14 protein-coding genes and 2 riboswitches are annotated in these 13,331 nt (G+C 71.6%); of the genes, 4 read left to right on the top strand and 10 right to left on the bottom strand.

Annotated elements, in window-relative coordinates; all coding sequences use genetic code 11:
- Positions 1-56: 56 nt before the first annotated feature.
- Complete coding sequence (locus BMW88_RS23285) at positions 57-1,763, top strand: vWA domain-containing protein (RefSeq protein ID WP_089953822.1); 1,707 nt, start codon at positions 57-59, stop codon at positions 1,761-1,763.
- A 142-nt stretch (positions 1,764-1,905) separates the two neighbouring features.
- On the opposite strand, the gene BMW88_RS23280 is transcribed toward BMW88_RS23285, so the two are convergent.
- On the bottom strand, positions 1,906-2,718 hold the full coding sequence (locus BMW88_RS23280) for an aldo/keto reductase (protein WP_089953821.1): 813 nt from the start codon (positions 2,716-2,718) through the stop codon (positions 1,906-1,908).
- A complete protein-coding gene (locus tag BMW88_RS23275; RefSeq protein WP_089953819.1) occupies positions 2,706-3,677 on the bottom strand; it encodes a helix-turn-helix transcriptional regulator in 972 nt (323 codons plus the stop codon). The genes BMW88_RS23280 and BMW88_RS23275 overlap by 13 nt, the downstream gene beginning before the upstream one ends.
- Positions 3,678-3,726: 49 nt before the next feature.
- Between BMW88_RS23275 and BMW88_RS23270 the strand changes: the two genes are divergently transcribed.
- The 3 genes from BMW88_RS23270 to BMW88_RS23260 all read left to right on the top strand — a co-directional run bounded on the left by BMW88_RS23270 (position 3,727) and on the right by BMW88_RS23260 (position 4,986).
- Positions 3,727-4,110: a DUF3224 domain-containing protein gene (locus BMW88_RS23270; protein ID WP_143116205.1), complete on the top strand. Its 384-nt coding sequence runs from the start codon at positions 3,727-3,729 to the stop codon at positions 4,108-4,110.
- Positions 4,111-4,313: 203 nt separating this feature from the next.
- Positions 4,314-4,790: a class I SAM-dependent methyltransferase gene (locus tag BMW88_RS23265; RefSeq protein WP_425434679.1), complete on the top strand. Its 477-nt coding sequence runs from the start codon at positions 4,314-4,316 to the stop codon at positions 4,788-4,790.
- A gap of 13 nt (positions 4,791-4,803) precedes the next feature.
- Complete coding sequence (locus tag BMW88_RS23260; RefSeq protein ID WP_089953816.1) at positions 4,804-4,986, top strand: hypothetical protein; 183 nt, start codon at positions 4,804-4,806, stop codon at positions 4,984-4,986.
- Positions 4,987-5,032: 46 nt separating this feature from the next.
- On the opposite strand, the gene gcvP is transcribed toward BMW88_RS23260, so the two are convergent.
- The 8 genes from gcvP to BMW88_RS23215 form a co-directional block, all read right to left on the bottom strand.
- On the bottom strand, positions 5,033-7,924 hold the full coding sequence (gcvP, locus tag BMW88_RS23255) for an aminomethyl-transferring glycine dehydrogenase (RefSeq protein WP_089953814.1): 2,892 nt from the start codon (positions 7,922-7,924) through the stop codon (positions 5,033-5,035).
- Positions 7,925-7,976: 52 nt separating this feature from the next.
- A riboswitch (glycine riboswitch) is annotated at positions 7,977-8,081 on the bottom strand.
- Positions 8,082-8,091: 10 nt separating this feature from the next.
- Positions 8,092-8,186: riboswitch (glycine riboswitch) on the bottom strand.
- A gap of 56 nt (positions 8,187-8,242) precedes the next feature.
- Positions 8,243-9,205, bottom strand: a complete 963-nt coding sequence (locus BMW88_RS23250; protein WP_089953813.1) for a Clp protease N-terminal domain-containing protein — start codon at positions 9,203-9,205, stop codon at positions 8,243-8,245.
- An 87-nt stretch (positions 9,206-9,292) separates the two neighbouring features.
- Positions 9,293-9,859: a MerR family transcriptional regulator gene (locus BMW88_RS23245; RefSeq protein ID WP_089953811.1), complete on the bottom strand. Its 567-nt coding sequence runs from the start codon at positions 9,857-9,859 to the stop codon at positions 9,293-9,295.
- Between the two features lie 428 nt (positions 9,860-10,287).
- Positions 10,288-10,761 (bottom strand): bifunctional nuclease family protein, encoded by a 474-nt coding sequence (locus BMW88_RS23240; RefSeq protein WP_030468959.1) that lies wholly within the window; start codon positions 10,759-10,761, stop codon positions 10,288-10,290.
- Between the two features lie 637 nt (positions 10,762-11,398).
- Complete coding sequence (gene garA, locus BMW88_RS23230) at positions 11,399-11,857, bottom strand: glycogen accumulation regulator GarA (protein WP_030476302.1); 459 nt, start codon at positions 11,855-11,857, stop codon at positions 11,399-11,401.
- A gap of 113 nt (positions 11,858-11,970) precedes the next feature.
- On the bottom strand, positions 11,971-12,354 hold the full coding sequence (gcvH, locus tag BMW88_RS23225) for a glycine cleavage system protein GcvH (protein ID WP_089953809.1): 384 nt from the start codon (positions 12,352-12,354) through the stop codon (positions 11,971-11,973).
- Positions 12,355-12,396: 42 nt separating this feature from the next.
- A complete protein-coding gene (gene clsA, locus BMW88_RS23220; RefSeq protein ID WP_089953808.1) occupies positions 12,397-12,978 on the bottom strand; it encodes a cardiolipin synthase ClsA in 582 nt (193 codons plus the stop codon).
- A gap of 111 nt (positions 12,979-13,089) precedes the next feature.
- Entirely contained in the window at positions 13,090-13,293 is a 204-nt protein-coding gene (locus BMW88_RS23215; protein ID WP_089953806.1) for a hypothetical protein, read from the bottom strand.
- Positions 13,294-13,331: the final 38 nt, after the last annotated feature.

Raw genomic sequence — 13,331 nt, 5'->3', positions numbered from 1 at the left:
CCCCTGTTAGCGTGGGTGGCGGTCGTCGGGGGCCGCGGAGTAGTTGTGAGGAATCGATGTCTCGACACCGCACGCTGCGTGCGAAGGTGCGGCGCGGGATCGCCAAGTGGCCCGTGCTCATCGTCGTGTTCGTCGTGCTGATCGGTCTCGGCTGGCTCATCCTGTCGTGGACCGGCGGAGTGCTCGACAAGCGTTCCCAGGCGCTCGCCCAGAACTGCAGCGAGGGCGACGCGGTGCTGCGCCTCGCGGCGACGCCCAGCATCGCGGGCGCCGTCGCCGACGTCGCGCGCGCCTACAGCGCCACCCGGCCAGTCGTCTACGACCACTGCATCGCGATCGAGGTGACGTCGCTCGACTCCTCGGCGGTGCTGGACGGCCTCACCACGGCCTGGGACGAGCAGAAGCTCGGCAAGCGGCCGCACGCGTGGCTGCCCGACTCGACGCTCTGGGCGAACCGGCTGACCGCGCTCAACGCCAAGCTCGTCGGCTCGGCGCCGAAGTCCGTCGGCACGTCACCGGTGCTGCTCGCGGCCCCGGAGGCCGCCGCGCCGGTGCTGAAGGAGTTCCGCTGGTCGGACATGCCGGAGGTCACGGACTGGAGCAAGTTCGGCCAGTCCTGGGGCCGCTTCAGCGTCGCGATGCCCGACCCCGCCACGAACACCGCCTCCGCGCTCGCGATCCAGTCGGCGCTCGCCGGTGGCGCGGGCCCGGTGACGGCGGAGTCGCTCGGGTCGGACGCGGCGAAGGCGAAGCTCACGAAGCTCGCGGCCGCGGTGCCGCCGGAGGTGCCGGCGACGACGCGCGAGGCGTTGCGCCGTCTCGGGGACAGCGCGACGGTCAACGCGGCGGGCTTCTCCGTCACCCCGGTGTCCGAAGTGGACCTGTTCAAGCACAACACGGGCAAGGAGGCGCCGTCGAAGCCGCTCGTGGGCGTGCTGCCGGCGGGCCCGGCCCCGGTCGCGGACTTCCCGTACGTGGCACTGGGCGGCACCGAGGTCGGTGAGGCGGAGGTGCGGGCGGCGCAGGCGTTCCGCGAGTTCATGACCGAGCCGGCGCAGCAGGCGATCCTGGCGCGCGGCGGGCTGCGCGTCGAGTCCACTCAGGACCGCCCGTCGCCCTCCCCCGGCGTCTCCTGGTCCGCCGTCACGGAGAACCTGGTGCCCGCCGACGCGACGACCACGCAGCAGATCTCCTCGGCGTGGGCGTCGGCCGACCGCGGCGGACAGGTCGTCACGGTGCTGGCGGACGTCTCCACGTCGATGAAACCCCGGCTGGACAAGGTGAAGTCCGCCCTGCGGGGCCAGATCGACCGGTCGGTGTCGGGCTCGTTCGGGCTGTGGGCGTTCGCCCGCGACCTCGACGGCTCCAAGCCCTACCGGCAGCTCGTCGCCACCGGGCCGGTCACCGAGAAGCGCGACGCGCTGCGCAGGTCCGTCGACGGGCTCAAGACCTCGGACGGCTCCCAGCTCTACAGCGCGCTCGCGGCGTGCTACGAGGCCGCGCACGACGGGTTCGTGGCCGGGCGCGTCAACCGGGTCGTGGTGATCACCGACGGCGCCTCGGACGGCGGGATCGACCTCGCGGCGCTCAAGTCCCGGCTGCACGGAACCGACCTGGCGGTCAGCTTCATCGCCATCGGCGGCGAGGTGGACAAGGGCGCGCTGACCGACATCGCGCAGACCACCGGCGGCAGCGTCTCCGTCGTGGAGAGCGTGGACGGGCTGGAAGCCGCGCTCGGCCAGGTGCTGTCGACCAACGCCTGACCGAACCGCCTGACCGAACCGCCCGGCAGAACCGCCTGGCAGACAGGTGCTGCCCGAGCCGCGCCACCGCGACCGCACCCGCGAGATCGGGCGGGAGGTCGCGGTGGCGCGGCCAGGGCGGCGGACGTAGCCGGGGAGCCGGTCAGGCGACGTTGAACCGGTCGGGGTCCGGGCCGGTGCGGGTGCCGTTGTCGAGCTCGGCGATCACCGTCATGTCGTCCTGGGCCAGCTCGAAGTCGAAGATGTCGATGTTCTCCTTGATCCGGTACGGCGTGACGGACTTCGGGATCACCACGATGCCGAGCTGGACGTGCCAGCGCAGCACGATCTGCGCCGGGGTCTTGCCGTACTTGTCGGCCAGCCCCACGAGCTCCTCTCGGCCCAGCAGCGCGCCCTGGGCGAGCGGGGACCACGCCTCGGTGACGATGCGGTGGGTGACGTGCACCTTGCGCATCTCCTCCTGCTGCAACAACGGGTGCAGCTCGATCTGGTTCACGGCCGGGGTGGTCGGGAACTCGTCGAAGAGGCGTTGCAGGTGGGAGGTGTGGAAGTTCGAGACGCCGATCGCGCGCACCCGGCCGTCGGCGTAGAGCTGTTCCAGCGCGCGCCACGACTCGGGGTACAGGTCGCGCTCGGGGGCCGGCCAGTGGATGAGGTACAGGTCGAGCACGTCGCGGCGCAGGCGCCGCATGCTCTCGTCGAACGCGCGCAGCGTCGAGTCGTAGCCCTGGTCGGAGTTCCACAGCTTGGTCGTGATGAACAGGTCGGGGATGCCGGCGGTCGCGTCGCCGACGCCGGACTCGTTGCGGTAGGCGGCTGCCGTGTCGATGCTGCGGTAGCCGGCTTCGATCGCGGTCGTCACCGCGCCGGCCACCTGGTCCTCCGGCACCTGGAAGACGCCGAAGCCCACTTGGGGGATCCGTACTCCGTTGTTCAACGAGATCAGCGGAACCATGCGGGTAGCTTCGCACCGTTGTAGACCTCTTGCACCGACTTGACCGCATCGATGATGTCGCGTCTCACCTCGGCCGGAGCGAGCACCTCCACGTCCGGGCCGAATTTGAGCAGGTCAGCCACGGCGTGGCGGACGGACTCGGTGGGGAAGCCGAACTCCTCGCCCGGCCGCGGGCCGAGCTGCCTGATCACCCGCGCCTGGTAGCCGCTCAGCAGGTACTGCGACTTGTCGAGGCCCGCGCGGGTCATCCGGACCGTGATCCGTTCGCCGTACATGCGGGCCTCGAACTGCTCGGACCACCGCTCCCAGTACCGGGCGAGGTCGAAGTCCTCCTGGCGGTCGAAGGTCTCGGCCAGCACGTCGAGCGCCCGGACGCGGGAGACGCGGTAGGTGCGGCCGCTGCCCACGAAGTACCAGGTGCCCGCCTTGAGGACCAGGCCGTACGGGTCGACCTCGCGCTCGACGGTGTCGTTGCCCCAGCGGCGGTAGGTCATGCGGACCCGGCGCTGCTCCCAGACTGCGCCGGCGATCGCGGCGAGGTGCTCGGCCGGTTCGTCGCCGCGGAACCACGTCGGGGTGTCGAGGTGGAAGCGCCGGCGGATCCGCTCGGCCCGCCCGCGCAGCTCGGCCGGCAGGGCGGCGAGGAGCTTGAGCTGGGCCGCGGCGGCGAACTCGGCGAGACCCAGATCGGCCGCGGGTCCCGGCAGCCCGGCGAGGAACAGCGACTGCGCCTCGCCCGCGGTGAGACCGGTCAGGCGGGTGCGGTAGCCGTCGACCAGCCGGTAGCCGCCGGCCCGGCCGCGCTCGGCGTACACCGGGACGCCCGCGCCGCTGAGCGCCTCGACGTCGCGGTAGATCGTGCGCGGCGAGACTTCGAGCTCCTCGGCCAGCTCGTCCGCCGTCATGCGCCCCCTGGACTGCAGGAGCAGGAGGACCTGGAGGAGACGGCTCGACTTCACGGCGGAAACATGACACGAACTGTCAGGTTTGGCCAGCAGGGTGGACCGCATGAGGGCAACCGGAACCGTGCGGGTGAAGAGCTGGGACGAGAAGACCTGGGACGGTCGTCCCCACGAGGAGGTCGAGGGGCGCAAGCTGACCGAGGCGCGGGTCTCGTTCTCCTACACCGGGGACGTGGTGGGTGTGTCGTCCTGCCGCTACCTGATGTCCTACGGGGACGCGGTGTGCTGGACGGTGGCGGTGGAGGAGATCACCGCGGACGGCGGCACGCTGGTGCTGCGGCACGTCGGCGCCTACCGGGAGGGGGTCGAGGCCGCGATCGAGATCGTCGACGGCACGGGCTCCTACGCGGGGGCGAGGGGTGCGGCCGCGGTAGACTGGGCGGAGGACGGGTCCGCCACCTACACCCTGGAGTACGAGGTCCGACGATGACCAACGCCACCACCTGCGACGTGGCCAGGCAGCGCATCACCGCGCTGGCGTTGTCCGGGCCGCACCGGCCGGAGCCGTCCGGTGGGTGACCGGCTCACCGACACTCGCGACTCCTACGACGCGGTCGCGATCGGCTACGCCGAGCACACGCGCTGACCGGCCTGCCCCATCTGCGAGCGGCGCCGCGGTTGTTCGCCGAGGAGGTGAGCGGACCTGTCGCGGACGTCGGCTGCGGGTCCGGGAACATCACGGCACTGCTCAACGGGCTCGGCGTGGACGCGTTCGGGATCGACCTCTCCCCCGCGATGATCGCTCTGGCCCGGCGCAACCACCCCGGGCTGCGGTTCGAGGTGGGCTCGATGACCGAACCGCTCACCGAGCCGGTCGGCGGGATCATCGCCTGGTGGTCGTTGATCCACGTGCCGGACGACGAGGCGCCGGCCGTCCTCGCCCACTTCCGCCGGGCGTTGCGGCCGGGCGGGTTGCTGTCGCTCGGTTTCCACGTCGGTGACGGGACACGGCTGAAGACGCGGGGCTTCGGCGGGCACCCGATGCGGGTGCACGTCCACCTGCGGCCGCCCGGACGGGTCGCGCGGTGGCTGCGGGAGGCCGGGTTCACCGTCGAGGCGCGGTGGCTGCTCGGCGAGGACCAGGCCGTCCTGTTCGCCCGGTGCGGGTGAGACCATCTGGCACGTGTCGGAAGAGCAGACCTGCCAGCGGTGCGGCGAGGCCGTGGAGCTGAGCCGGGAGGACTACGAGCTGTTCGAGCGGATGCACCCCGAGTGCTTCCACTTCGCGTTCGAGCACGACCTGGACAAGCCGGGGCTGCCCGTCGACGAGGACTGCGGGGACCCCGCCTGCCCGGCAGGGGCATGACGAAGGGGCGCGCCCGCGGGCGCGCCCCTTCGTCCTCGCTACCGGATCAGCTGCCGTACGCGGAGAGCGGCGGGCAGGAGCAGACCAGGTTGCGGTCGCCCTTCGCGCCGTCGATGCGGCGGACCGGCGGCCAGATCTTCGCGGCACCGGTGCCGGCCGGGAAGACGGCCTCCTCGCGGGTGTACGGGTGGTTCCACTCGCCGGCGGTGACGCAGGCCGCGGTGTGCGGGGCGTTGCGCAGCGGGTTGTCGTCCACCGGCCACTCGCCGGCGCCGACGCGGTCGATCTCGCGGCGGATGGCGATCATGGCGTCGATGAACCTGTCGATCTCCGCCAGGTCCTCGGACTCGGTCGGCTCGACCATCAGCGTGCCGGCGACCGGGAACGACATCGTCGGCGCGTGCAGGCCGTAGTCCGCGAGCCTCTTCGCCACGTCGTCCACGGTCACGCCGGTGGCCTTCGTGATCGGCCGCAGGTCGAGGATGCACTCGTGGGCCACGAAGCCGCCCTCGCCCGTGTAGAGGACGGGGTAGTGCTCGTCGAGACGGCGGGCCACGTAGTTGGCCGCGGCCACGGCGGTCAGGGTGGCGCGGCGCAGGCCGTCACCGCCCATCATGCGGACGTACGCCCACGAGATCGGCAGGATCGACGCGGAACCCCACGGGGCGGCGGAGATCGGGCCGACACCGGTCGCCGGGCCCGCGGTGGGCTGCAACGGGTGGTTCGGCAGGAACGGGGCGAGGTGGGAGCGGACGCCGATCGGACCGACGCCGGGGCCACCGCCGCCGTGCGGGATGCAGAACGTCTTGTGCAGGTTCAGGTGCGAGACGTCCGAGCCGAACTTGCCGTAGCGGGCGAGGCCGATCAGGGCGTTGAGGTTCGCGCCGTCGACGTACACCTGGCCACCCGCGTCGTGGACCAGGCCGCAGACCTCGCGGACGGTGTCCTCGTACACGCCGTGCGTCGACGGGTAGGTGAGCATGATCGCGGCCAGGTCGTCGGCGTGGTCGGCGATCGTGGAGCGCAGGTGGCCCATGTCGATGTTGCCCTTGTCGTCGCACTTCACGACGACGACGCGCATGCCGGCCATGACGGCGGACGCGGCGTTGGTGCCGTGGGCGGACGACGGGATCAGGCAGACGTCGCGGTCGGCGTTGCCGTTCGCGCGGTGGTAGGCGCGGATCGCCAGCAGGCCCGCGAACTCGCCCTGCGAACCGGCGTTGGGCTGCAACGACACCGCGTCGTAGCCGGTGACCTCCGCGAGCCACTCCTCCAGGTCGGAGACGATCTTCAGCAGCCCCTTGGCGTCCTCGACGGGCGCGAACGGGTGCAGGCCGGAGAACTCCGGCCACGTGACGGGCTCCATCTCCGCGGTCGCGTTCAGCTTCATCGTGCACGAGCCCAGCGGGATCATGCTGCGGTCGAGCGCGACGTCCTTGTCCGACAGCGCGCGCAGGTAGCGCAGCAGCGCGGTCTCGGAGCGGTGCGCGTGGAAGACCGGGTGGGTCAGGTAGTCCGAGGTGCGGCGCAGGTCGGCCGGGATGCCGTCGGCGGTGTCGGCGTCGATCGCGTCCACGTCGGCGCCTGTGACCCCGAAGGCCTCCCACACCGCGACGACGTGCGCGCGCGTGGTCTTCTCGTCGCAGGCGACCGCCACGACGTCCTCGTCGACCTTGCGCAGGTTGATGCCGGCCTCGCGCGCCTTCTCGACCACGGCCGCGGCCCGGCCCTCGAGGCGCACCTCGACGGTGTCGAAGAAGTCCCCGTGCACGACGTCGAGACCGGCCTCGCACAGGCCCGTGGCGAGCACGGTGGCCATGCGGTGCACGCGGGTCGCGATGGCCCGCAGGCCCTCGGGGCCGTGGTAGACGGCGTACATGGACGCGATGACGGCCAGCAGCACCTGGGCGGTGCAGATGTTGGACGTGGCCTTCTCCCGGCGGATGTGCTGCTCGCGCGTCTGCAACGCCAGGCGGTAGGCCAGCGAGCCGTCCGCGTCGACGGAGACGCCCACGAGACGGCCGGGGAGCTGCCGCTCGAGGCCGGACCGGACGGCCATGTAGCCGGCGTGCGGGCCACCGAAGCCGATCGGCACGCCGAAGCGCTGCGTGGTGCCGATGACGACGTCCGCGCCGATCTCGCCGGGCGCGCGGAGCAGCGTGAGCGCGAGCAGGTCGGCGGCGACGACGGCCTGCGCACCGGCGGCGTGGATCTCCTCGATCAGCGCCGCCTGGTCGCGCACCACACCGGACGCGCCGGGGTACGACAGCAGCACGCCGAAGAAGTCGCCACCCAGGCCGAGGCCCTCGATGCCCTGCGACAGGTCGGCGACGACGATCTCGATGCCGAGCGGCTCGGCCCGCGTCTCGATGACGGCCAGCGTCTGCGGCAGCGTGTCGGCGTCGACGACGAACTTGTCGGACTTCGAGCGACCGGCGCGGCGCACCAGGGTCATCGCCTCGGCGGCGGCGGTCGACTCGTCCAGCATGGACGCGTTGGCGACCGGCAGGCCGGTCAGGTCGCCGACCATGGTCTGGAAGTTGAGCAGCGCCTCGAGCCGGCCCTGCGAGATCTCCGGCTGGTACGGCGTGTACGCGGTGTACCAGGCGGGCGACTCCAGCACGTTGCGCAGGATCACGCCGGGCGTGACGGTGTCGTAGTAGCCCAGCCCGATCATCTGCGTCATCGGCCGGTTCTGCGACGCGAGGGCGCGCAGCTCCGCGAGCGCCTCGGTCTCGGTGGCCGGGGCGGGCAGGTCGAGCACGAGGTCGCGCTCGCGGATGGACGAGGGCACCGCGTGCTGCGCCAGCTCCTCCAGCGACCCGACACCGATGACGTCGAGGATGCGCGCGAGTTCGGCGGGGCGCGGGCCGACGTGGCGGTCGGCGAACGGGGTGCCGTGCTCGAGAGCGGCGAGCGGAATGCGGTCCTGCGTCATCAAACGCCTCCGGGGGGCTGAGGGCACACGTGTCCTGGCGCCCTCCCCGCTCTGTCCGTACCCGGTCTCGGGCGCCTGAGAGGTTCACCCACCGCTGAGGCTGGGCTTTCACCGTCGGCGGGATCTTCCGGAGAGCACTCTCCGGCGGATCCACTTTCCAGAGGCGTCTCGCTCACGCGGTCCTGGATGCCTGAGAGGTTCCCGGGGAGGGACTTGCTCCTTCGGCGCCGGGCTCGCACCCGGTCTCTCCCGCCTGAGTTCAGCGACTACCCGTGAAGAATACCCGCAGGCAGTGCGGGTAGTCGCCGGGTACGCGACCTACATCTCAGTGGCGAGGCCGCTCAACGCCCCGTCCAGGGGGTCGAACGGGTCGTCGCGCAACGCCAGGAGCAGGTGCTCGGGCCCCACGACGGTGTCCCCGCGCCGGGCCGCGACGAGCTTCGCGCCCTCCACCGCCCGCTCGACCGCGCCACCGGACACCGCCGGCAGCGCGGCCAGGTCCACCCCGGCCGTGCGCAGGGCCGCCGCCGCGCGGGAGCGGAACTCCGGCTTGAGCTCCTTGCCGGCCGCGGTGAGCTGGTGGTCGACCGTCAGCACGGCGGCCACCAGGTCCCGTGCGGTGGCCTCCTCGCGCCCGGCGGCCACCGCGAGCCGCTCGGCCTCGTGGCGCACGGCGGGGAGCAGCGGACCGCCCAGCCCGCCGCCGCGGACGACCAGCTTCGTCAGCCAGTGCACGTACCCGCCGCCGGACTCGCCCTCCAGCGCCCCGGCCTTGCGCAGCAACCACACCGCGGGCGCTTCCTCGGGCTCGGCGGCCGCCCGCACGGCGGCAGCGGTCGCCACCAGGTCCACGTGCCGCACCACCATCAGGTCCGCCGCCCGCCCCGACTCCAGCCCGAGCAGCGCGAGCGACACGTGGGTCGTGGTGAGCACGCCGTCGCCGGCCTCGGCGATCGCCGCCCGCAGGCACTCGTCCAGCGCGCGGCTGACCGGCAGGACCGCGTCCGCGCGGGCCACGTGGTGGGCGGAACGCATCAGCGCCAGCACGTCCGGACCGGGTTCGTCCAGCACGCCGCCGTCGTCGCTCGCCCAGTGCTCGGTGCCCCGCGCCATCGCCTGGGCCCGCAGCGACTTCACGCCGAGCTTGCGGCCGGGGCCGGTCGTGTCGACGAGGGCGATCAGCAGGTTCTCCGTGCCGACGAAGCCGAACTCCAGGCGGGCGGCCCGGCGCACGGCCGCGGCGAGGACTTTGACGACCGGTGACGAAGGTGTGCAGCTCATGGCGGCAACGCTAGGGAGGGAGCGGGGGCCGGCGCTGCTGCCGACCGGCCATCCAGGACGGCCAGTCGGCCACGAACTCCCGGCCGGTCAGCCGGTCGCGCGCTCGCGGCGGCGACGGGTCAGCTCGTCCTCGGTCAGCGGCGCGATCTCGACGCCGTCCGCGCGTTCGGCCGGGAACTCGTGGATGGTGCCGCTGATCTCCCTCATCGCCCCGCTCACGGCGATGCCGAACACGCCCTGGCCGCCCTGGAGCAGGTCGACGACCTCCTCCGGCGAGGTGCACTCGTAGACGGTGGTGCCGTCGGAGAAGAGCGTGATCTTCGCCAGGTCCTGCACGCCGCGCCGGCGCAGGTGGTCGACCGCGACGCGGATGTTCTGCAACGAGACGCCGGTGTCCAGCAGCCGCTTCACGACCTTGAGCACCAGGATGTCCTTGAACGAGTACAGCCGCTGGCTGCCGGAGCCGTGGGCCATCCGCACCGTCGGAGCCACGAGCCCGGTCCGGGCCCAGTAGTCGAGCTGCCGGTAGGTGATGCCCGCGACCTGGCACGCCGCCGGGCCCCGGTAGCCGACGAGCTCGTCCGGCAGCGAGGAGTCCGGGAACAGCTCACCCTGCTGCCCGGATTCGGCCCTCAAGGGCGCTTCCTCGACCACGCCTGCCTCCCCTCGCCCACGGCCACGAAACCCATGGCCGTCAAGCCGCCACCTCAGCTCACGCGAACCGGCGACGTTCACTCGAGTTCGACGGTAAGACCGCTCCGAGGGCAGGTCAACGCGACGCGCGGGGAGTGTCGACCCCCAACCTGAAGTGGAGAGTCGTGCCGTCACTCGAACCGGGCGGTTCAAGTGACGTTTAGTGATCGTTTAGCGAGGATTTCGGCGGAAAATAGCCCATCGGAGGGAGCGCTGGCGGGGTACATCGGTCCCAAACGGGACGGAGAGCTACGTACCCCGAAACTCGGCGATCCGCTCCGCACGAGCGCCCCGTGTCCACTCCGCTTCAGTGCGCATGTGTCCGAACCTGACCGGTGTTCACGTGCCCGCGCCGCGTCAGTGCTCAGGTGCCCGCACCACGACAGTGCTTACGTGTCCGCTCCGCGGAAGTCCTCGGGTGAGACCGAGTCGAGGAACTCGCGGAACTTCTCGACCTCGTCCTCCTGCTCGTCCGGGATGATCAGACCGGCCTCGGCGAGCACGGACTCCTCCGCGTGGATCGGCACGCCCACGCGCAACGCGAGCGCCACCGAGTCCGACGGCCGCGCGGACACCCGCACGTCGCCGTCGAACACGAGCTCCGCGAAGAACGTGCCCTCCTGCAGGTCGGTGATCCGCACCTGCTCGAGGTTGCGGCCCAGTGCCCCGATGACGTCCTTGAGGAGGTCGTGGGTCAGCGGACGAGCCGGGCGGACGCCCTGCTGCTCGAGTGCGATGGCCGTGGCCTCGACCGAGCCGATCCAGATCGGCAGGTAGCGCTCACCCTCGGTTTCGCGCAGCAGGAGGATCGGCTGGTTCTGGGGCAGCTCCACCCGGACGCCCACGACGCGCATCTCGCTCATCGGGTCTCGCCTCCCTCTGACTCGTTGGGGAGTACCCGGAACGTCTCCGAGCATCCCCCGGCGTATGCGTTCGACGCTACCCGCCAAGCGGGCCGTGTGCTCAATCGTTGCGGGCAGAACGTGATCAAGACGATTGTCGCGGACCCGCTCCCACCGGCACCGTGTGCAACGAGTGGAACAGGTCCTCCGATTCCCCGGCCGTCCCGAGAACTGGGAAAGACCCGACCGGGAGGGGCTCGCGCTCGACGCCGGCCCGGTCATCATCCGGGTCGTGCGGAGCGCGGTGACGTCATCGGCGGCGGAACGGCCGCCGGGCGCGGCAGACCGTCGCGGTCCTGGCAGGACGGCTGGACACAGCGAGCACGTCGGCCCGCGGCACCGCGGCGCCGGGCTGGTCGTGGAGTGCCTTCAGCGGCAGGTGCCTGTCGCATTGCGCGGACAGCACGAATCGCGGCCTCTCGACGTCCGCCGCGGTGAACCGGCGGTGGCCGGAGGCTGTGCGTGCCGGGCGGACCAGCCCCTCCGCTTCGGAAGAAGCGGATCTGAGGTGGTCACGTCGGGGAGCTCGGGGCGAAGCTGTGCGAGCACCGCCCCGATGCTCGACTTCCCCGCGTCGCGGCCGCCCGGCCGTCACGCGTCAGGCTCCCGCGGAGCCGGGGCCCGTCAGGAACACCAGGCGGAACTTGCCGATCTGGACCTCGTCGCCGTTCGCGAGGACGGCCTGGTCGACCGGCTCGCGGTTGACGTAGGTGCCGTTGAGGCTGCCGACGTCGATGACGACGAACTCGCCGCTCTCCCGGCGGAACTCGGCGTGCCGGCGCGAGACCGTCACGTCGTCCAGGAAGATGTCGCTGTCGGGGTGGCGCCCCGCGCTCGTCGTGTCTCGGTCCAGCAGGAACCGGGAACCGGCGTTCGGGCCGCGCTTCACCACGAGCAGCGCGGAACCGGCGGGAAGGGCGTCAACGCCGGCAACGGCCGGCTCCTGTGCGGGCGCCTCGGCGCCGCCTTCCATCTCCTGGAGGAAGTCCGCCCGGAAGACGGAGGTCCGCTCCGGGGACTGCTCCGGCGGAACGCCTGGGCCGTCGTTCGTGCTCACCTGAGCTCTCCTCCTGCTGCTGGATCCGTCACTTCCGGTAAAACCTATCGCGTTCGGGTCACCGCCTTCAGCGCGGCTCCCCTTCCGGCCGAAGATCCGGCGAAAGATCGACGTCACTCCTTCTCCACCAACGCCTTGTACCCGTCCGCGTCCAGCAGGCCCTCCAGCGCTTCGGGGTCGGTCAGCCGGATCTCGACCATCCAGCCCTCGCCGTATGGGTCGCTGTTGACGGAGTCCGGGGTCTGCACCAACGCGTCGTTGATGGCGACGACCTCACCGTCGAGCGGGGAGTAGAGGTCCGAGACGCTCTTGGTCGACTCGACCTCGCCGAACGTGTCGCCGGCGGAGACGGTGTGGCCGACCTCGGGCAGCTGGACGAAGACGACGTCACCGAGCTGTTCCTGGGCGTAGTCGGTGATGCCGACGCGCACGGTGTTCTCGCCCGTGCTGGCGACCCACTCGTGCTCTTCGGTGTAGCGAAGCTCCTCGGGAATCAACTGACTGCGCTCCTCGTGCCGAACCTGTGTGGGGTGATCTTTTCACGCGACCTCGCCTGGCGTGACCCGCAGGGCCAGGAAGAACTGGTAGACGTACAGCAGCGCCGACCACAGGTAGAGCGCCGCGCCCCAGACGGTGAACGCGTAGGCGAACGGCTGGGCGAGCTGGGCCCACGCCGAGTCGCCCTGCGCGAGCAGCAGCAGGGGGAACGCGTAGAGCAGGTTGAAGGTCGCGGCCTTGCCCAGGTACGTGACCTCGAACGTGCCCCAGCCCCGTTGCCGCAGGACCAGCAGGCACAGGCCGACGACGACCTCCCGCCCCACGAGCACGAGGGCGACCCAGAGCGGCACGATGTCCCTGACCACGAACGCCAGCAGCGTGCAGAACACGTAGAGGCGGTCGGCGGCGGGGTCGAGCAGCGCGCCCAGGCGGCTCATCTGGTTGAGCCAGCGGGCGAGCTTGCCGTCCAGCCAGTCGGAGAGCCCCGCGAAGACGAGGACGAGCAGCGCCCAGCCGTCCGCGCGGGGTCCGAGCAACAGGTAGAGGAAGAGCGGAACCCCGGCCAGCCGCAGCACGCTGAGCAGGTTCGGGATCGTCAGCAGGCGACCAGCCGGATCACGCACACCCGCACTCTAAACGAGTGGCTGCGCACGGGCTGCCGGATGGCGTCACGGCGCGCGGCGCGGCTGGTGGCGGCGGGTTGCGGGGAGGTTTCGGGGGTGTGCCGGTGGAGGTCAGGCGGTGCGGGTGAACGTCCAGCCGCGGCGCTGCATCTCGGCGCCGGTGAGGGCGTGCGGACGACCCCGGTCGTCGCGGCCAACCCAGCGAGCGCGGAAGCCCTCGAGCACGTACGCGTGACCCCGGCTCCACACCACGCTGCAGGGCGTGGTGGGCAGCTTTGCGGCCTGCTGCGGCTGGGCTTCCATGGCGGTAGTCATCTCTGTCCTTCCGTGACACCAGGGATGTCGCGCACCGG

It is taken from the genome of Lentzea xinjiangensis, assembly GCF_900110955.1.
Classification (GTDB): domain Bacteria; phylum Actinomycetota; class Actinomycetes; order Mycobacteriales; family Pseudonocardiaceae; genus Lentzea; species Lentzea xinjiangensis.
This window is presented reverse-complemented; position numbering and strand designations above follow the sequence as displayed.